Consider the following 18,819-nt stretch of genomic DNA (forward strand, 5'->3'; position numbering starts at 1 on the left):
CAGATCGAAATCGGGTTATCGTCTCGAGCGGAAACCACGAAGGGGGCACAAGCGGCGTGAACGATGTTACCGGTGAGTCAGTTTCGCCCGAACCGCGTCGACGTAAGGTGCGCAGACGCTTGTCCGACGAGGAGATCGCAGCTCAGCGCAGGAAGCGCCGGCGCGTGCAGATCGGCTGCGGCGTAGGCGCGCTCGTTGTCGTCGGATTCATCGGCTGGCTGGGTTACGAAGGCTTGCAGGCGAAGTCGAATCTGGAGAAGGCGCAGGACTTCGCGACGCAGGCGAAAGACGCTCTGCTCGCAGGCGATACCGACAAGGCCCGCGTCGCCGCGGGCGATGCCGATCGTTACGCCCAGGACGCCCAGAGTTCGGTCGACTCGGTGCCGTGGCGTATTGCCGGCGCCGTTCCATTCTTGGGGAGTCCGTTCGATTCCACTCGTCAGATGACAACCATTGTGAGCGGTCTCACAGAGCAGGTTCTCCTCCCCGCGGTCGACGCGGGTAGTGCCGTGTCTCCCGATCAGTTGATTTTGGACGGTGCACGTATCAATCTTGCGGCTCTCCGCGATGCCGCGCCCGTCCTCGAGACGACCTCCGCGGCGATCAGCGACCTCGACGAGCAAGCCCAGAATGTCGACAGCACGTGGTTGGGATTGATCGACGACGCGCGGGTCGAGCTGCAGGGGCAGGTGTCCGAGTTGTCCGGCCTGTTGAACAACACCTCGCTTGCAGCACAGATCGCGCCGGCGATGCTCGGAGCAGACGGTCCGCGCAGCTATTTCGTCGGTTTCCAGACGAACGCAGAGGCACGCGGTACCGGTGGACTGCTCGGCGGCTTCACTGTGATCCGAGCAAATGACGGAGCAGTCTCCGTCGATGACGTCACGAGCAATCGGGAATTCCGATTCGACTACGACCCGATCGACCTCGGCCCCGATTTTCAGCGCGCATACGGTCATAGCCGCCCCACCCAGGACTTCCGCAACAGCAATGTGAGTCCGCACTTCCCGTACGCGGGCCAGATTTGGCAGTCGATGTGGCAGCAGGAGACAGGACAGCGCGTGGACGGTGCGATCGCGACCGATCCGGTGGCGTTGAGCTATGTCCTCGAGGTGGTCGGTGACGTCACGCTCCCGGGTGGAGAAAAGATCACCGCGGAGAATGTGGTGGAGTTGACCGAGTCCACCGCTTACTCGCTTTTCGGCGACGACCAGGCGGCGCGTAAGGCATATCTGGAAACGGTTGCGCAGACCGTGGTGAAGAAGCTGACCGGCAGTATTTCCAAGCCGCGGGCATTGCTCGAGGCTCTGGGGCGCGCAGCGGGTGAAGGTCGACTTGCGGTCTGGAGTTCCGTTCCGGAGGAACAAGACGTACTTGGAACAACACCTCTCGGCCACGTCGTCCCTGATGATTCGGCTCCTTATGCCCACGTGGTCATAAACAATCTCGGCGGTAACAAGCTTGACTACTATCTCCAGCGGGAGATCGAGTACAAGGCAGTATCATGTGACGACGAAACGCGCATCTCGACTGTGACGGTTCAGCTCACTAACGGACTTCCGCCCGGCGACTACACGAACTACGTAGCAGGGATGTTCGACAACCCGGTTGGAGCGCCGATTGGCACCAATCTCACCGATGTAGGGCTGCTCGCCACCCAAGGCGCGAAGTTGAGCAAAGTTACCGTTGACGGCAGAACGACCTTCGCGTACACGAGCCAGGAACGCGGCCACCCGCTATTCAACATACAGCTTGCCATACCGCAAGGAAAAACCGTTGAGATCATTTACGAGCTAACGGAACCCGCAGCGAAGGGCGCCCCCCGTGTTCCGGTGCAGCCGCTAATCGACACACCAACACCGGATATCGAATTGTCCGCATGCAAATGATAAATGGAATCTGGGTGAGACCGGCATCGCCCAATTCTCATCACTCCTCTCCAGAGGAAGCCCCTGACATCCAGAAATATTCACTTTGGCCGGAGGTGTCGGGGGTGCGTTTTCTCTCAGGTTTGCGCCGAATCTTCGCTAAACCACCCCTCGCAGGGACTCGATTTTGCGATACTAACCGACCACAAATGCCAACGATAGGTATCGCTGCGACATTGATCGAGGAAGATTGTCGCGATAAACACACCCTATCCAACACCTTACCTAACCACGCGATGCGATGGGAGAACTATGAATCTGATCAAAAATCGACTCAAAAGTACAAACATCTGGTCAAACCTTCGGGCAGCAAAAGCAGGAGCAAGTATCTATTCAGCCGAACTCCTTGGGAGGATACCAAGCAAACGCATTCGCACAGCCAGTGCCGCCCATTTACTCAGAATGACCATTGATCCGACCGCACAACTATATCGATGGCGGGAGATCCGTAGCGGCCGAAACATTCGTATTGGAGCCGGCACAATTATCGGATCAGACGCTATCCTCGACGGCCGCAACGGTATCACCATTGGACATAGCGTAAATCTTTCTAGCCAGGTCGCCCTCTGGACGATGCAGCACGACCTGAACAGCCCGACTTTTGCGACTCAGGGAGGACCGATCGTAATTTGCGATCGAGCCTGGGTTAGTTTCCGCAGCACTATCCTTCCGGGCGTTACTATTGGAGAGGGCGCAGTCGTGGCAGCTGGCGCAATCGTGACTGAGGATGTCGAGCCTTACACTTTAGTGGGAGGAGTTCCCGCAAAACCGATCGGCACTCGGGATGCAAGCATAAATTATCGATGGCGTGCCGCCCGCACAAAATCTCCTTGGTTTCTTTAGTCGTCTCTGACTGTCATGCGTAGCAGCCAAATAATTACGAAAATGCGCACCATCGCAAGCAGCGCGACACTCAAATGCGCTCAATAAAAGCCCCGATTTTTTACCCGAGCTAGGACATTTGGCTTAGTGCCCCGATTCGAACCCGAGACGGGTGAGAATCTCCTGTTCAGCGGCCGAGATCTGCGGTGGGAAGTCCTGGACGGCACCGTTGATGGCAATGGTGGAGGTGCGTAGCGGCCGGAGTTGTTTGACCAGCCTTGCACCCGCGATGCGATCGAGGCACACCTGACCATCGTGTTCGCCGCGCTGGCCGTCGCCCGTGAAGTCCAGGACCACACCGGCCTGGCGATCGGCAATGTCGTCAAGCAGCTACGGCCGTTGCGGACCTCCACGATCGTCATTAACGGGGCCACCGAGTCGTTCCCGCCGCAGATCCCAGCCGCTCAGCAAAGAATTCTCGCGGATCTCGACTTCGCGGGGTACTAAAAATGTCCTAAGTCGGGGCACCGAGATCGTCGAGAACGCGTAGGGCGTCGACCTTTAAGATCGGTTCCACGATCCGGGCGATCACCAGATGCTCGAACACTGCATCGTCGAGAATGTCGAAGCCGAGCCGGTCGTAGACGGAAGCAAGCACGTCGTAAAGCAACCGGGCGCTGGTGCGCACGGTCCGGCCCGGGCCGGCGCGTTCCCCGCCCTGGGCTCGTGGTCGCGCCGGGTAGTTGACCGGTTCGCCAGTCGGCCACATCGGCGATTTGCTCGACGGGCGTCGGCACATCCAGGTCCAACATGCCTTGATCGCCGTGCAGCAGGTGGCGGGCGCGTTGGAGCAGAATGCCCAGCTCGGCGTCCGTGTGCGCGGACCCGACATGAGCGATGATCTCGTGCCGACCGCGGTATTTGCGCACGACCTGCACCGCGACAGCCCCCTGACGCGGTGCGCACCTTCCGCACGAATGCGACCGCCCGAGCTTACCTGCTTAGTGTCCCGATCCGCTCCACCGCAGTCGCGAACCTGCAGCTCACAGCCTCGCCGCGTCACCTATCCATCAGTAATGACCTAACTCGGGCCCAAGTCGAATCGGAATAACGGCACCCGGCTCAAGTTTGCCGACAAACTCGTTCGGTCGGCAAGGGTACGAAACTGTGTATGATCCGGAGACGAACGTCGAGATTCTTCATCCGCACCCATCGCGATCGATCCGCGAATGCGGGCCGATTCCAAACCTTCCCATTAAGATCCGCAATACCAGAACAACAAAATCACTATCACATATTATTCACGAAATTGTCCGCCAACTCGCTGGCCTCGAATATATCCTTTGCAAACCGAACACTGCCGATGGATCCGAGGTAGTCCTTGAAGATTGCAGAAATCTTGCCATTTGCGTTGTCCAAAACAACGACAGGTTTGGACATCAGCATCGCCAGAACGGCCGAATGCAATCGGTCCGTCACCACTACACGCCCCCGAGAGAGAATCCCGATCGCGTTTCCGACATTTAGCTTCGCTTGCAAGTCAAAAATTTTCACTAGCCCCGGTTTCAAGAACGGACGCGACGCGGGAATGCGGCGCCACACCCCCCCGGGAACGTGGACCGCACGCCATGCGCCCTGCTTCCATCCGCTCAATCCCCAGTCCCAATACTCCGCTGTCTCCGAGAACGCACCCTCGTAGAGCGCCCCAGAAAATACTGCTTCGCTATCGCGACGTTTGACGACAACCACTTCAGTAGCGGGACGACCGAACGGTTGACGTCGTCCGTAGCCCAGCGCCAGGTCGGGACAAAAATCGATCGACACTTCCGGAAAAAGCCTTCTTGCTTTCGCCATGCTGACAGAGTCCCGTAACAACAGCGAAAAGTTCGGATGGCCCGAAAAAGTATCGACTGCGCGATCAAGCCGATCTCCCTCAGAGAACTCAATCGACTGAGACAGCTGAATAATTTTCCGATCCGGAAAATCCGTAATCACTCGCTCGCGAAACTCTTGGTAATCCGTCCATCTATCCCCAAGGTTTCCGCCGCCATGCAGCAGAAGCGTTGTTCCGGGAGCATGCCGATTTATGAACGAACGATCGTATCTCAATATATCACAGGCGAACTCAATTCTCGCGCCAACCTGGGCCAAGTATTCCCGTTCGCCGAGCCAGATCAGTGAATCACCAGAATTCTGATGATTGGGAAAATCCAGCAAGGCCACGCGCTCGCCTACAGCAAGATGCGACCTAAGCACCGAAAGCGTCTGCTCCTGGACCATTTCCAACTTATCTAGCATTTAAATCCTCCAGTCAAAACTTAATCATCTAGGAAATGATTTCGTTGATCCGTTTCGCCATCGATTCGGTATTAAACATCTCTTCTACCGATCTGCGGCCTTTTGACCCCATCTCAGACGCTACACCGGGAGAGTCAAGCACCGCGATTGCGGCGGAGGCCAACCCCTCTACGTCCCCGCACGGTACCAAATGACCGGATTCACCTTCCCGCACATAATCTGACATCCCGGGGGTATCTGTAACTACCACTGGACGACCAGTCGCCATCGCCTCCAGCGCAACGGTCATTCCCGAAGCATGCAAATTAGGTCGCGTTGCGATCAGAGCAAGAGAGGACCGGCGGTAGATTTCCCGAAGACGTTGATGGCTGACGCGTTCAATCACTTTGACGCCTTTTGGTGCCGGCATGGAGGTATCGCATTGCACCAGTGCCTGCGCATCAGGAATCCTTTTCAACACTATGTCCAGTGCTTCATATAAAGACTTCGGGTCTCGGTCCCTATCGTTGCCGAAAGAGACAATGAGCGGTCGGTTGTTTGGAAGGGAAGAGAACGAAAAGAAGTCCGCGTCCACGCCGAAACGCAGATATCTTACCTGATCGACCCTGAAGCCTAACCAGTCCCGCAGCAAGGCGACCTGTCCCGTCGACAAGCACCAAACACCATCGAAGGTCTTCAGGGCACGCCTTAATTCCATAAGGCTAAGACGAGACTCGCGTCTCATTAGATTGTCCGTCGCCCAGATTACGCCACAATACATGCGGTCCGCACGAACAGAATTCAGCATTCGCAACCCGGTACGTTCATCCCATGCTATAGCAGTGGTATTACCACCTGGTCCCGGCAACCGGCCTCGACAAACAGTTTTTATACGTTCGAAATGACTGACAACCCCTAAATCAGACGCAATCACGTTCTTCCCGTAATTACCCAGCCTATTTAGACCGTAAGGCCAGAGGTCTGGAGCGCCATTGCTTTCTCGTCGCTCAGTCCATGCTTCTTTACCGGCATGGGCAGGATAAACAACGTTAACGGTGTCCAACACATTCTCCCGTAAATACAAGTTGTCCGCGAGACGGTACCCTTTAAAGTTCTGCACTTAGCAAGGTTCGGAATCTTTCAACGCCAATTCGCTTGGAAACACAGGCAAAAGCTGCAACGGCTCCCAACCCAAACACCCCCCCAAGGATCCATCCTTGGATATCAAAGTCGTAGATGAAACCTAAGGCTGAGAGAGCGCCAACGGTCAAGGCGCCTGCGGCGACAACGGCAGCGGTAGGGATCAAAGCCTCCCACGTCCACCTTTCGAAGGTCAGATCCAGGGCCGAGAGCGCCCTCCATAGGTAGAGAGGCTCTAACAAAATCAAGGGCGCTGAGAGACCTACTGCTATGCCAACGATTCCATACTGGTTGCCTAGCGGTATAGCGGCCGCTAGATACATCACCAGCCACAGCACCTGAAGTGGAAAATAAATTCCCGGACGGCCAGCACCATCTAATGCGGGAATGAATGGTATATGCACAACGTTCAAAACCAGTCCCATGACTAAAATCGAAACCGTGAGCGACACCGCTCCGATAGGGACATTTTCTCCTAGCCAGACCGAGACAATATCGACAGAAGCTAAGGCGATCGAAATACATCCCGTAATAGTGACGCTATACGTCACAAATAGGAATAAAACGAGCGAAGATTGGGCACTGACAGGGTCGAGTCGCCAGAGCCGACTCATCATTGACCGGAAAGGTTCCGTTAACCATGAAATTATCTGTCGGATGCTATTGTAAACGCGAAATGCCGCTGTAAAGTACGTTACGTCCGCTGGTGATCCCACGATTGCTGCGACGATCGCTCCGGCCTGCAAAACGAGCGCTCCGACCATTCCAGTAACGAAAGATTTTAAACTGTAACTGAAAAGCGTACGGAATGTCGATACGTCCACGAGAGTCCATTTGACAGTAGCTAGTCGAAACTTCAGAACAAGACCGGCAGAAATAGCAGGCGGAAGCAACATCGCTACTACCTCTGCCGCCGCAACCGCAACAACATCTCCGAAAGTGACGCAGGCAAAAACGGTTCCAACTACCCGCAGTACCGCCCCCGCTACTTGGCTTCGACGTTGATAGTTTATGTACCCAGCGCTGATTAGTACCGACTCGAACGGCTTAATGACCAGCGCGCCCAAAAGTAGAAGCCCCAGCCCTATCAACGTGCCCGCTGTAAACGTCGAAATTCCGGCCGCCTCGAATCGAGAGTCGAGAAGAAGGTCAGAAATGACTGCGAAGCAAGCACCGACAACAAGCCAGATCCCAAAGGCCCACACAACTCCGCAGGACAACAGAGAAGAATAGCTCAGCGTCACCAAGCGCGCACGGAACTGCGAGCCATAATGGATTATGGCAAGCCCAATACCTAAGTCTGAATAATACAGAACGGTCGCTGTGACGCTGATTGTTAACCAAACACCGTATACGTCAGCACCCAACGTGCTTATGTTGAGCGGGATGAGAAGCAGCCCGGATATCATCAATGCAACGCCAGCAAATGCGCTACTTGAGATCCCACCGAGCACTCGGCTAGTCTTCATCAAACTCCGTCCAACCGACTACGAGCGGAAACCAAGGACGGGTCTCGCGCATCATAGGGCCCCAATCGCTCTCCACCGTCTTGCGAGTGTTCTGCAGAAATACGGGCATGAGCAACGGCAAGGGCAAACATGACCCAGGCGAAGTTCGACATGATGGGCCCGAAGAATACAAACCAGAGCGCCGACAGTGATGCGAATATAGCGAGCGTTGACGGTCGACCTCCAGCCGTCTCGCGAAGGAGACCGAACAGAATAACGCCTGTTATGGTCAAACCCGTCACGAGTCCGAAAACCCCAAAATTGACCCACAGGTCAGCTAGTACCGAGTGAAGCTTGAAATGACCTCCAAAGAGATAGTCAGTATAGTACGGACCGCCTGCGTCGATCCCCACATCGGCAAGACCCTTCGCCGCTGTTAGATAGTCCTTAAGCGTTGGGATAGTCCCAATACCCATGCCCCAAGGATATTCTTCCATTAGCGAAAACGTCGCGAACCATTCGGGTCGAGCGGTAACAAGCAATGAACGCCCGTCTGCGAGCTGCCCTGCCGTGACCGCTTGCGCTCCATCGCCAAGATATCCACCGGAAAACAGGCGTGTTCCGGCAATGTAAATCCCCACAAAAGTAAACGAAAGCACGAGGATCGGACGAAGTCGATTAGCCCGGGATCTACCCGTCGTGCCCTTTTTCCGAGACGAGTATAGGTAGATGGCTACAGTCGCCAAACATATCGCGAAGAAGCTCCGCGACTCTAGGAAAGCTCCAAGTAGACCCACGATGAGCACACCCAACACTTGCACGATGGCACGCTGTCTCGAGAAAAGAACACACACGAGCGCGGCGACAGGAAGCGAATAACCGTACTTCCACGCGTTCTCTTCGAATGTGATGATCCCCGCAACGAGTGGTACGAGGAGCCCGATACAGAACCACACTGCTGATCGCCCTGTGCCAATCACCCGTGATGACCACAGCACGGTGGCGTATAAGCCATAGCCACTCACCAGGAGGATTGCCATGAACACAGCGTTCGATGTGTTAATCGGCCTATCGGACACCATCGACAACCAAAGCCCGTTCCCGACAGCAAGCAACGTTAGTAGCGTCGCAACCCTCCCCGGCCTGGAGGACAGGACGACGGGTAGCGTGACGGGAAGAAGTGCGACAACTACCGCTGTCATTGTTGAGACGCCAAGAGCTATTGGGAGTTGCGCTCCCATGAGTAATAACGCCAGAGGCGCAATCTGGCGATCCAACCCTGTAGCGGGGTGCTTCACATTTGACGCCACGTCTACCCTCCTCCCGTACGAATAAGACACGTGCATATCAGACTGGCGCTCTACGCGACCAAGACCATCGAGGCGTCAGTCGACGTTGATTGGGAGGCATAATGCTCAGTTCTCTCCTTGGGAAGGCTCCGGAAAAATTCCTTGCTTCAGCCCGCTCGCACGGAGTCTTGCGCGACTCCAATAACCCCGGGGTTTAAGAATGCCTCCGATCATGAGCCGAAAAATGTTCTCGAAGATGTACGAGATGTAAGCAAGGTAGAAACGTTGCTTTCTCAGAAGCCAAAGAAGGTTACGCACGGCATAGAGATGGTTCAGGTGACCGCCTGGAGATTGGAACGCAAGCGCATCTGTTCGACAGATAACCTTCCCACCTGCTTGGCGAATCTTCCAGCCGAGGTCAACATCCTCAAAGTAAAGAAAATACGATTCAGAATAGTTCTCGACCTCGGCTAATTTGGCGCGATCGACAAGGACGATCGACCCGTCAAGCCAGTCTACTTCGCGCCGTGTAGGCCCGGTGACGGCGTCAATCCTCATACCGCGCCCCACATTTGCCGGTTTACGCAGGAATCGACTTGTGCCTCCACCGAGAGACCATACGGTGGTTTCGTTCGACATCAGCCGCGGGCCGGCAGCGACGGTGGTCGGGTTGTCGCGCAGTTCGGACACGAGTATGTCCAAGCACGATACTTCCAGTTCTACTTCATGCGAGAGTAACAGCGCATACTCGACGCGGCCAGGAAGAGCGCGGAGTCCGGCGTTCATTGCAGCACCAAATCCGACGTTCTTAAGATCCAAAAACCTTACTTCTGGGAAGTCGCTGCTGAAATGGTCGATAAACTCTCGCGTGGCACCGTTATTGCAAAATACAATATGAGCCGAACTGATACCAATGTCCTGAAGGGATCGCACCAGTCGAAGCGCATCCCTCTCGCGATGATAGTGCACAATCACAGCCCCGATGCCACTGAGCCTGCTGTAATCTTCATCAGGCGATCTGCCACCGTTATCCACCATCGTGAACTCCTCGCAAATCTCGTATCGATCGCGCCGGAATACCAGCCAGGATTTCGTGACCCGGATGCTCTCCTCGCACCACCGCGCCCGAAGCGATAACGGTTCTCGGACCGATTTTTGCGCCGGCAAGAATAGTTACTCTCGAACCAATCCAACAGTCGGCTCCGATAGTGACGGCCGATTCGTGCGTCCCTTGGTCCCGAATAGGACGACTTGGATCAGAAAATACATGCTCTTGCGAGTGGACAGTAAAAAATGGGCCGACAATGACGTTCTCGCCAATCGTTATACCGCCTGACGCGCCCAAATGGAAGTAGTCTCCGATTCCTGACCTCGCCCCCATCGTCACCCCAGCTCCCATGAGTGAAAGATGGCTGGTAGTTGTTATGATTCCTCGCCGTCCGAGGCGGCTCCCTTCGCCCAGAACAACTCCATTCTTGCTACGCGCATCAATTATCGTGCCTGAGCCGATAGAAACCCCACGCTTTATAAGAAGGCGGTCTATGCCCCGAATCTTTACACTACTTCCAATAAACGAAAATGTGCGGAAACGGACGCATCCGCGGAGCAATTGAGTCCCCCGAGAGGCCATTTCTCCGACAAGATATCGAGCCGGGAGGTCAGCAGAAATCTCGTAGTCTCTGCCCGATAACCGTAGCAAACTTTGTGCCACGCGTAGAAGTCGTGACGATGGACTGCTCTTAAAATCTCGATTACTTGAACTTGCCATTTAGGATCTCCTCAACGGTCCGTTCGAATGACGATTGCCTATATGGATCGAGCGCGGACGAAGTGGGATCGATCAGATGGACATCCTCCAATTGGCGGAGGTCCACGCTTTCACCCCATTCGATGCATAAACTCTTTACTTCGGGTGAAAATCCTTCGAGAGCCTCTGAAGTGCCGGCGACGGGAATTCCCCTTGCGAGCGACTCAAGAACCTTGACCTTCATACCGCCACCGAGACGGATAGGGGCAAGAGACAGGTTGAGCTGGCGATAGAAGTCATTGACGTCATCGACCGACCCCATCAATGTAACGCCAGCTGGAGGAGTACCCAGCACTTCGGTGTGGTGACCCGCAACGACGATGCGCCATCCCTTAGAACGCAAAGCGGGAAGCCAATAGTCAAGGAGCATTCGGTAGGCGTCGCGATTTGGCCAGTACTCGAAGTTTCCGATGAAACCAGCCACCTGGTCCGCCGTTCCAACACGGTCGACGGTTCGAAAACTCTCGTCTGGAAGCGGAGTCGGAAGCCAGTTCGCCTCGGAATATTGCGACAAGAATTCCCAGTCCTTCCAACCCGTGACCGTCACAATATCGGCGGCTCGGGCGGCGCGGATCTCTCTTTTTTCGATTATTCTTGCCTGGGCTTGCGCTGTAAGCCTCGGTAACCCACTCCTGTTCCTTGCCTCACGTTTACCGAAATGGCCCCACAAATCCATGTAGTCTTGCCAGACGACACTTGACACTAACTGTGCGTATTGCCTGTGCGCGATAATACTGACAAGTATGAGGTCCGCTGATCTTTCGAGGACCTGATCGCGCAGATGGGCGGATCTGGCGCCGGCTTCGGTCGGCATTGGAAGAAAGCGTCTTTTGAGGGAACTCACCGTTCCAGCGAGACGCCCAAGGCGTGCATATGGACGCAATTCTTCGCTTGCGACGCCTGCCGGTCCGGATCGATTGGGATTCCGTTGCGACATGGAGGGCGTCAACACTGCTGTGTCAAGCCCCGAATTCTCTAGTGACCTGATTAACGCGCGAGTGCGGATCGTCCCTCCATGACTTGAGGCATACGGATCAGTTAAGCTCAAAACGCTCGCTTTGCTGCCCATTATCAGTCCCCACCGATCTTTCGGGACATAAGAACCGACTCAATCTGGCGCTTGTACTTGGCCAGTGAAAAGTCTCGATTAACGCGCTCGTAACCATTTTTCGCGAGTTGCGCGGCGATTAACGGGTTCATGACTAAACGCAGAATCGCGTGTGTAAGCTCTTCTGGGCTATCCGGCGGTACAACGAGCCCTGTTCGTCCCTGCTCGACGATCTCAGTCAACCCTTCGACGCCGCTTACGATCACTGGTCGCATCGCTGCCATCGCCTCCGCAGCGACGGTACCGAATGGCTCTTGACGAGATGGAACAAGTACTATGTCCGCCCATTCGAGTTCTTTCGGGATGTCATCCACAAATCCGACGTGCTTCACATTTGTACTGAGGTCCAAGCGCCTCTCGATGTCCAGCAATTCGTCTTCGAACCACTCGTACCCAGGGAACGTGTCCCCCGCTAGCCGAAGAGTGCAATCAATACCCCGGCGGCGGAGAATTCCGACCGCTTGTAGGGCGACATCCTGACCCTTCCTTGGACTCACTCTGCCCACTAGCAGGATTCTCACGGGTTGCTGTATCGGGCGGGGTTCATTACGGAAATATTTTGACCAATCCTTTCCGTTGTATACGACGTGCATCTCAACATGCGCTCGAGATGACAGCGATTGTCTGACGAACTCCAGTGTTGCCATGCTGTTCGTGATTATGTCGTCCGCGAGCGCAAGAGGTAATAGAAGGCCCTTTCGGATGAGCGGATGAGCGCCCGATTCTGATTCGCGCACATGACACACAAGTTTGCGACGGCATATTTTCGCTGCGAGAAACCATATAGGTTGGGTTATCGTATTTGCGTACACGACATCGGGATCGAAATCGCGTATAGTCCTGATAGCTTTGATAACTCCCGTTACGGAAGCGGCGAACAACCTGGCCATCCCGGTAATTGTCAAAGCTGACTTGCGCAAAACCGGAACATCCACCAGCTCAATATCGATATCCACGTCTCGAATCTTGGATTCGAGCGGTCCGCTGTTCGGCAGCACCACCTTTACGACGTTCCCTGATTGCGCAATCCCTTCAGCGGTTACCAGCGCCATTCGGTCAGCACCATATAGCTCCGCGCCAGGGTGACAATATAAAACCTTTGTGTTCATATGGTTCTACCGTCCTGTGCGTTAGCCATAATCATCCGCGTACTTCTTAGGGATGGATGAAGCGAGGTGGCTGGCGCGCCGCAAAGCGAGCAACTGGGTTGTCGCACCGCCCTCACTGCTTCTTCAACCCTTCAAGCGCATCATGGTAGGCAGAGCAAACGCTAGCCCAGGTGTACTCCGCTTTTTGGCGCGCTATGGCCGTAGCGCTGAGTCGGGCGCGCTTCGACGGATCTGCCATGACGGCACTCACCGAACGGACGATATCTTCTGGGTACGGCTGGAAAAATTCTCCATCAGGCCCGAGGACCTCCCGGTTAAATACGGTGTCACGGGCGATGATGGGTATCCCACAAGCCATCGCTTGCACTAACGCGGGATTAGTGCCGCCAACACTATGTCCGTGGAAGTATACTCCGGCGTTTTGCCACAAAGCGAATAATTTAGCATCGTCGCTAACATGGCCGTACCAGTGGATACGTTCTACAGATTCAGAAAGTTGTTGCGCACAATTATCTAAATCCCCACCGTAACCACTAGATCCCACAATCACGACGTCCCAATCGCGACTTAGTTTCTTCGCTGCGTCGAAAAACTCCACTACGGTGTTCTCCGGAACAAACCGAGCAACGATGAGAATATACTTCCCCCTCTGCAGTTTATCTGGGGGCGGACTCGACAAAGGAGCGTGTGCACCGTAGGGAATAAATTGACCTTTTCGATTGAACTCCTCCGCCCACCGATCCCCAATGGCATGAGAGTCAAAGACCAGGTCGTCCGCGTACTTCGCGGTGAGGCGTGCACCGGCCCGGAATGCGAATTTCGCAGCCCTGCCCCATTTCGCCCTTTCCCACTCGATTCCGTCGACGTTGACCAGCGTTGGGACATTCCTGGCTTTCAGAAGCGGAAGCCAATAGCCATTAGCAACATTCAGAACGAGTGCTACGTCCGGACGTGTAGCTGCCGAATGAATAGCGGAAGACAATCCATACGACAAGGTACTGAGGGACTTCGTCTCTAGTCCGGGTGTCACTAAGGTACGAATACGTTCGTCCCGGCGAGAGTCGTCGGCTCTGGTCGCTCCGGGACGACCGTACACTGTCACGTCCCAGCCGCGATCGGCGAGATATGGCGCGAGTTCTCGAACCATTGTTTCGAAGCCGCCATAGTAACTTGGATATCCTCGAGTTCCGATAATTCCTACGGATTTACCCATCTACAATCCTTTGCGATTTGTTTGGGATACGATCCCGTGATGCCTACCGCCGGCCGAGGGACTTGTAAGTCCATCCTTGCGCGCGCCATTGAATAGGGTCCAAGCAGTTTCGACCGTCGACGATAATCTTTTGATTAACTAATTCATTCAACAGTGACGGCTGCATGCTACGAAACTCGTCCCATTCGGTCAGAACAAGCGTAACGTCGGCTCGCTTACAAGCATCTGCGATGTTGGATGCGTATCCAAGTGTGGGGAAAATTTTTCGGGAGTTTTCGATCGCTTTCGGGTCATAGACGTTCACTGACGCACCCTGTAGCTGAATCTGCCCGGCAATACTTAGGGCAGGCGAGTCGCGAACGTCGTCTGAGTCCGGCTTGAATGCTGCCCCGAGAACTGCAACTTGGGTCCCCAGCAAAGATCCCCCCACCAACTCGCGAACCATCTCAACCGTTCGAACGCGCCTACGCATATTTATGTTGTCGACTTCGCGCAAGAATGTAAGTGCCTCATCGGCACCAATCTCACCTGCTCGCGCCATGAACGCGCGGATATCCTTGGGGAGGCATCCCCCTCCAAATCCGATTCCGGCGTTGAGAAATCGGCGTCCGATCCGATTGTCGTGACCGATCGCATCGGCAAGAACCGTAACGTCAGCATTTGCAACTTCACAGACCTCTGCCATTGCGTTTATGAACGAGATTTTGGTTGCCAAGAAGGCGTTTGCTGCGGTCTTTACAAGTTCGGAGGTTGCCAAATCAGTTACGATGAAGGGTGTTTCGTTCAGAAGGAGGTCACAGTACACGTCGCGCGCTGCGGACTCCGCGTTCCCGGGATCGTCCGATGCGACACCCAGAACGAGGCGATCGGGCCTCAAGGTATCCTGAACGGCGAATCCTTCTCGTAGGAATTCCGGGTTCCATGCAAGCTCGATATTGGCGTCGGGAGCCGCTAGGTGTCGTGCCCGCCTCCTGAGACGTTCAGCGGTGCCAACGGGAACGGTTGACTTTCCAAAGATAACGTGATTGCCACTCAAGAGTGGCGCCAGTGTCTCAATGACTGCGTCGACGAAGGTGATGTCTGCTGCGAATTCTCCCCGTTTTTGTGGTGTGCCTACGCCGATGAAATGGACGTCTGCAAAGGCGGCTGCCTCCTCATACGAATCGGTAAATCGAAGGCGTCCATTGTCGAGGTTCTTAACCAGTAGTTCTTCCAGACCGGGTTCATAGAAGGGGACCTGGCCGGCAGCGAGTTTGGCAAGTTTGGATGAATCAACGTCAACACCGAGTACCTCGTGTCCGAGTTCAGCCATGCACGCTGCGTGGGTAGCACCCAGGTAGCCTGTACCAAAGACGGCAATTCGACGCGCCATTAGATTCTCCAACTCTACTTGGATTTGATTTCATAATTCGCTCAGTTGAGTCCACAATTTATTGGTCTACTGGCTTCTTAGGCGGGACCGCCACATCGCTGAAATAGTGCCGAACGGCAATCTGGGTCCTGCGCCCTTCGACTGGTGTGTCCATCCACGCCTAGGAACTGAACGTACGACCGAGTCCTTCGCCGCCATTAGTCCTCCCCGAACTCCTCTGACTGCGCCTTTGTCTAGGCAAAGCAGTCCTCCTCCACGACGCACTCGGCTATCTTCCTCCCCAGGAGATAGCAATGCGCTGAACGCGTGCCGAGCCGCAATTGACCATCCTTGACCATACGTGACGCGCGCGCACCCTTTGTGTCTGACGTTGATCCCCGATCCGAGTCTGTAGGCGCTCATGACCGGCGATTCGACCGGATACGTGCGGCAAGTCACACCTGCGCGCCGTGCTAGGCAGCTGGTTGACCAAACTGAAGTCGCCAGTATTACCTTTGGTACCGGTGGCGGCCCTGTCGGGTCGAGCCGGGGGTCCGTGATCTCACAATGGTGCGCATTCACGCTAGGCGATCTCCTTTAGTCCCGGATCGGTGCAGTTCGCTACAAGGTCCATCGCGGTAAGGTCCCAGCCTCGCGCATCTCGATAAAACTGGGTGCATTCCGGTCCTTTTCGGAAAGCAAGTACGTAAGCGGAGTGCCGCTCGTACTAATTATTGGCCAATCGATGTCAATAGTCTCGTCCAGAGGGTTGATCTCATGCTCATTCTCAGGGTTGTACGAAGTTGAGCACATGTAAATAACGGTCGATCGCTCCTCCAGTGCCAAGAATCCGTGGCCTAATCCTTCCGGCAAGAAGACTGCCCGCCGATCGCTCGTGTCGAGTACTACGGAGTCCCACTGTCCGAAGGTCGGCGACCCGACCCGCAGGTCGACCACAACGTCGAATACGGCGCCAGACACACAAGTAACATATTTTGCTTGGCCGGGCGGCACGTCAGCGTAGTGAATTCCGCGCAATACTCCAGCTTCGGAGACCGAACAATTTGCTTGGGCTATAGGTAAACTCGCCCCGACAACATCGGTAAACGTCTCCTGTTTGAACCATTCAAGAAATTCTCCGCGCTCGTCCCCAAACTTCCGAGGAGAGATCTCAAAAGCGCCCGAAATTTTAAGTTCTCGATATTCCATCTTTAAACGCCCTTCTTCGCTTCGAGCAGACCAAGTAGATAGTCCCCGTACCCTGACTTGAGCAAGGGATTTGCAATTTCGGACAATTGTTGGTCGTCGATGAATCCTCGGCGCCACGCAACTTCTTCCGGCGCACCGATCTTTAATCCCTGCCGGTCCTCAATCGTGCGTACATAGTTTGAGGCATCCAAAAGTGAATCGAACGTCCCCGTGTCGAGCCATGCTGTCCCGCGCGGAAGAACCTCCACCTGCAGCTTTCCAGCCTCCAGGTAGGTGCGGTTTACATCAGTGATTTCGTACTCCCCGCGGTCCGATGGACGCAAATTTCGCGCAATTTGGACAACGTCATTGTCATAGAAGTACAGCCCAGGCACAGCATACGACGACTTGGGCGTTGCAGGTTTTTCCTCAAGCGATATAGCATAACCTCTGTCGTCGAATTCGATCACTCCGTAGGCGCTAGGATCTGATACGCGGTAGGCAAATACGGCGCCCCCGTCAATCGTTTCGAAACGAGCCAGCTGTGATCCGATTCCTGGTCCATAAAAGATATTGTCGCCCAATACAAGAGCGACGGAATCGTTTCCGATGTGATCGGCACCGAGAACAAACGCTTGCGCGAGACCGTTCGGTTCATGTTGGACACAGTAGGTCAGGCTGACGCCGAACCGAGATCCGTCGCCGAGTAGACGCTGGAACTGCTCGGAATCTTGAGGCGTGGTTATGATCAAGATGTCGCGAATGCCAGCCAACATCAGCGTGGACAACGGATAGTAGATCATCGGCTTGTCGAACACCGGTACAAGTTGCTTACTGACGCCAAGAGTGATCGGATGAAGTCTCGATCCGGTTCCCCCAGCAAGAATGATGCCGCGCATACCTAAGCGCCTTTCGTTGTCGATCGATATGACGAGCTGAGAAATAGATGGAGGTCTTGAATATGAAAGTGCTTGTGACTGGTGGTGCCGGTTTCATCGGCGCGAACTTCGTCCATCAGACCGTCGCGGAACGACCCGACACGCAGGTCACCGTGCTCGACAAGCTCACCTACGCCGGCAACCGCGCCTCCCTCGACCCCGTCGCCGACACGATCACCTTCGTCCAGGGCGATGTCGCCGACGCCGAGCTGGTCGACCGGCTCGTCGCCGACACCGATCTGGTGGTGCACTTCGCCGCCGAATCCCACAACGACAACTCGCTGGCGAACCCGGCGCCGTTCGTGCAGACCAACCTGGTGGGCACCTTCACCCTGCTCGAGGCCGTCCGCAAGTACGACGTGCGTTATCACCACATCTCCACCGACGAGGTCTATGGCGACCTGCCGCTGAACGATCCGATCAAGTTCACCGAGACCACCGCCTACAATCCGTCGAGCCCCTATTCGTCGACGAAGGCCGGCTCGGATCTGCTGGTGCGCGCCTGGGTGCGTTCGTTCGGCGTCCGCGCGACCATCTCCAACTGCTCGAACAACTACGGCCCCTATCAGCACGTGGAGAAGTTCATCCCCCGCCAGATCACCAACGTGCTCACCGGTGTGCGCCCCAAGCTCTACGGCACCGGCACCAACGTGCGGGATTGGATCCACGTCGACGACCACAACAGCGCCGTGTGGACGATCATCGAACACGGCCGGCTCGGCGAGACCTATCTGATCGGCGCCGACGGGGAGACCGACAACCGCACCGTCGTCGAAACCGTCCTCGAGCTGTGCGGCAAGGGCCGTGACGAGTTCGATTTCGTCACCGACCGCCCCGGCCACGACCTGCGTTACGCCATCGACGCGACCCGCCTGCGCACCGAACTGGGCTGGGCGCCCCGCTATCGCGACTTCCGTGAGGGGCTGGCCGCGACCATCGACTGGTACCGCGCCCACGAGCAGTGGTGGACGCCACAGAAGCAGGAAACCGAAGCAACGTACGCAATCCGAGAGCGCCTTGTTCCCTAGTGCTACGTGACTGGCACCCTGTTGCTGCTCGCTGCCAATAGTCCTACCTCGTGCCGACATTGGCAGCGGGCAGCTCCGCACAGCCGATCGCGTGTTGCTTGAGTTCGCCCTCTTCCGCGAGGTGAACGGGACAATCCGGATCGGCTTGGTGGCAACGCTGCAATTTCCTCGGA

General features: G+C 55.6%; 16 protein-coding genes and 1 pseudogene. 4 read left to right on the forward strand and 13 right to left on the reverse strand.

All coding sequences use genetic code 11. The features are described from left to right. Nucleotides 1-107 precede the first annotated feature (107 nt). The 3 genes and pseudogenes from RBB84_RS15680 to RBB84_RS15690 form a co-directional block, all read left to right on the forward strand. Entirely contained in the window at nt 108-1,889 is a 1,782-nt protein-coding gene (locus tag RBB84_RS15680) for a DUF4012 domain-containing protein (protein ID WP_064256514.1), read from the forward strand. 291 nt (nt 1,890-2,180) lie between these two features. After that, nucleotides 2,181-2,771 (forward strand): acyltransferase, encoded by a 591-nt coding sequence (locus RBB84_RS15685; RefSeq protein WP_197481854.1) that lies wholly within the window; start codon nt 2,181-2,183, stop codon nt 2,769-2,771. Nucleotides 2,772-3,005: 234 nt separating this feature from the next. Next, nucleotides 3,006-3,257 (forward strand): annotated as a pseudogene (locus tag RBB84_RS15690) (hypothetical protein); the annotation flags it as partial. Between the two features lie 7 nt (nt 3,258-3,264). Here the strand turns inward: RBB84_RS15690 and RBB84_RS15695 are convergent. The 13 genes from RBB84_RS15695 to rfbA form a co-directional block, all read right to left on the reverse strand. Next, nucleotides 3,265-3,519 carry a hypothetical protein gene (locus RBB84_RS15695; protein ID WP_350246253.1) on the reverse strand — a complete coding sequence of 85 codons (255 nt, stop codon included), beginning with the start codon at nt 3,517-3,519 and terminating at the stop codon, nt 3,265-3,267. Nucleotides 3,520-4,040: 521 nt separating this feature from the next. Next, nucleotides 4,041-4,973, reverse strand: a complete 933-nt coding sequence (locus RBB84_RS15700; protein ID WP_350246255.1) for a polysaccharide pyruvyl transferase family protein — start codon at nt 4,971-4,973, stop codon at nt 4,041-4,043. A 103-nt stretch (nt 4,974-5,076) separates the two neighbouring features. After that, nucleotides 5,077-6,093 (reverse strand): glycosyltransferase family 4 protein, encoded by a 1,017-nt coding sequence (locus RBB84_RS15705; RefSeq protein WP_064257577.1) that lies wholly within the window; start codon nt 6,091-6,093, stop codon nt 5,077-5,079. 40 nt (nt 6,094-6,133) lie between these two features. Then, nucleotides 6,134-7,621: a hypothetical protein gene (locus RBB84_RS15710; protein WP_350246257.1), complete on the reverse strand. Its 1,488-nt coding sequence runs from the start codon at nt 7,619-7,621 to the stop codon at nt 6,134-6,136. Nucleotides 7,622-7,635: 14 nt separating this feature from the next. Beyond that, nucleotides 7,636-8,655, reverse strand: a complete 1,020-nt coding sequence (locus tag RBB84_RS15715) for a hypothetical protein (protein WP_156666258.1) — start codon at nt 8,653-8,655, stop codon at nt 7,636-7,638. Nucleotides 8,656-9,030: 375 nt separating this feature from the next. Next, nucleotides 9,031-9,942, reverse strand: coding sequence for a glycosyltransferase (locus tag RBB84_RS15720; RefSeq protein ID WP_082921179.1), 912 nt, complete (start codon nt 9,940-9,942; stop codon nt 9,031-9,033). After that, nucleotides 9,932-10,672 carry an acyltransferase gene (locus RBB84_RS15725; protein WP_082921180.1) on the reverse strand — a complete coding sequence of 247 codons (741 nt, stop codon included), beginning with the start codon at nt 10,670-10,672 and terminating at the stop codon, nt 9,932-9,934. The genes RBB84_RS15720 and RBB84_RS15725 overlap by 11 nt, the downstream gene beginning before the upstream one ends. Then, nucleotides 10,656-11,525 carry a glycosyltransferase family 4 protein gene (locus RBB84_RS15730; protein WP_197481942.1) on the reverse strand — a complete coding sequence of 290 codons (870 nt, stop codon included), beginning with the start codon at nt 11,523-11,525 and terminating at the stop codon, nt 10,656-10,658. The genes RBB84_RS15725 and RBB84_RS15730 overlap by 17 nt, the downstream gene beginning before the upstream one ends. Before the next feature lie 257 nt (nt 11,526-11,782). Next, nucleotides 11,783-12,871 (reverse strand): glycosyltransferase family 4 protein, encoded by a 1,089-nt coding sequence (locus RBB84_RS15735; protein ID WP_197481943.1) that lies wholly within the window; start codon nt 12,869-12,871, stop codon nt 11,783-11,785. 169 nt (nt 12,872-13,040) lie between these two features. Continuing rightward, complete coding sequence (locus RBB84_RS15740) at nt 13,041-14,141, reverse strand: glycosyltransferase (RefSeq protein ID WP_082921182.1); 1,101 nt, start codon at nt 14,139-14,141, stop codon at nt 13,041-13,043. 43 nt (nt 14,142-14,184) lie between these two features. Next, nucleotides 14,185-15,513, reverse strand: coding sequence for a UDP-glucose/GDP-mannose dehydrogenase family protein (locus RBB84_RS15745; RefSeq protein ID WP_082921183.1), 1,329 nt, complete (start codon nt 15,511-15,513; stop codon nt 14,185-14,187). Nucleotides 15,514-16,113: 600 nt separating this feature from the next. Then, nucleotides 16,114-16,701 carry a dTDP-4-dehydrorhamnose 3,5-epimerase gene (rfbC, locus tag RBB84_RS15750; RefSeq protein ID WP_064257575.1) on the reverse strand — a complete coding sequence of 196 codons (588 nt, stop codon included), beginning with the start codon at nt 16,699-16,701 and terminating at the stop codon, nt 16,114-16,116. Nucleotides 16,702-16,703: 2 nt separating this feature from the next. Beyond that, nucleotides 16,704-17,579 carry a glucose-1-phosphate thymidylyltransferase RfbA gene (gene rfbA / locus RBB84_RS15755; protein WP_064257576.1) on the reverse strand — a complete coding sequence of 292 codons (876 nt, stop codon included), beginning with the start codon at nt 17,577-17,579 and terminating at the stop codon, nt 16,704-16,706. Nucleotides 17,580-17,641: 62 nt separating this feature from the next. On the opposite strand from rfbA, the gene rfbB reads away from it, so the two are divergent. Then, the gene (rfbB, locus tag RBB84_RS15760) at nt 17,642-18,646 is read left to right on the forward strand and encodes a dTDP-glucose 4,6-dehydratase (protein WP_350246261.1); all 1,005 of its coding nucleotides are present in this window, start codon (nt 17,642-17,644) and stop codon (nt 18,644-18,646) included. Nucleotides 18,647-18,819 lie beyond the last annotated feature (173 nt).

It is taken from the genome of Rhodococcus sp. D-6 (genome assembly GCF_040256695.1).
GTDB lineage: Bacteria > Actinomycetota > Actinomycetes > Mycobacteriales > Mycobacteriaceae > Rhodococcus > Rhodococcus pyridinivorans.

What these genes read in the sequence shown, in the direction of transcription:
- RBB84_RS15740 (WP_082921182.1), bottom strand. Translation starts at nt 14,141, where the DNA reads ATGGGTAAATCCGTAGGAATTATCGGAACTCGAGGATATCCAAGTTAC.
- RBB84_RS15685 (WP_197481854.1), top strand. Translation starts at nt 2,181, where the DNA reads ATGAATCTGATCAAAAATCGACTCAAAAGTACAAACATCTGGTCAAAC.
- rfbA (WP_064257576.1), bottom strand. Translation starts at nt 17,579, where the DNA reads ATGCGCGGCATCATTCTTGCTGGGGGAACCGGATCGAGACTTCATCCG.
- rfbC (WP_064257575.1), bottom strand. Translation starts at nt 16,701, where the DNA reads ATGGAATATCGAGAACTTAAAATTTCGGGCGCTTTTGAGATCTCTCCT.
- RBB84_RS15745 (WP_082921183.1), bottom strand. Translation starts at nt 15,513, where the DNA reads ATGGCGCGTCGAATTGCCGTCTTTGGTACAGGCTACCTGGGTGCTACC.
- RBB84_RS15735 (WP_197481943.1), bottom strand. Translation starts at nt 12,871, where the DNA reads ATGGCGCTGGTAACCGCTGAAGGGATTGCGCAATCAGGGAACGTCGTA.
- RBB84_RS15725 (WP_082921180.1), bottom strand. Translation starts at nt 10,672, where the DNA reads ATGGCAAGTTCAAGTAATCGAGATTTTAAGAGCAGTCCATCGTCACGA.
- RBB84_RS15715 (WP_156666258.1), bottom strand. Translation starts at nt 8,655, where the DNA reads ATGGCAATCCTCCTGGTGAGTGGCTATGGCTTATACGCCACCGTGCTG.
- RBB84_RS15730 (WP_197481942.1), bottom strand. Translation starts at nt 11,525, where the DNA reads ATGCCGACCGAAGCCGGCGCCAGATCCGCCCATCTGCGCGATCAGGTC.
- RBB84_RS15695 (WP_350246253.1), bottom strand. Translation starts at nt 3,519, where the DNA reads ATGTGGCCGACTGGCGAACCGGTCAACTACCCGGCGCGACCACGAGCC.
- RBB84_RS15720 (WP_082921179.1), bottom strand. Translation starts at nt 9,942, where the DNA reads ATGGTGGATAACGGTGGCAGATCGCCTGATGAAGATTACAGCAGGCTC.
- rfbB (WP_350246261.1), top strand. Translation starts at nt 17,642, where the DNA reads ATGAAAGTGCTTGTGACTGGTGGTGCCGGTTTCATCGGCGCGAACTTC.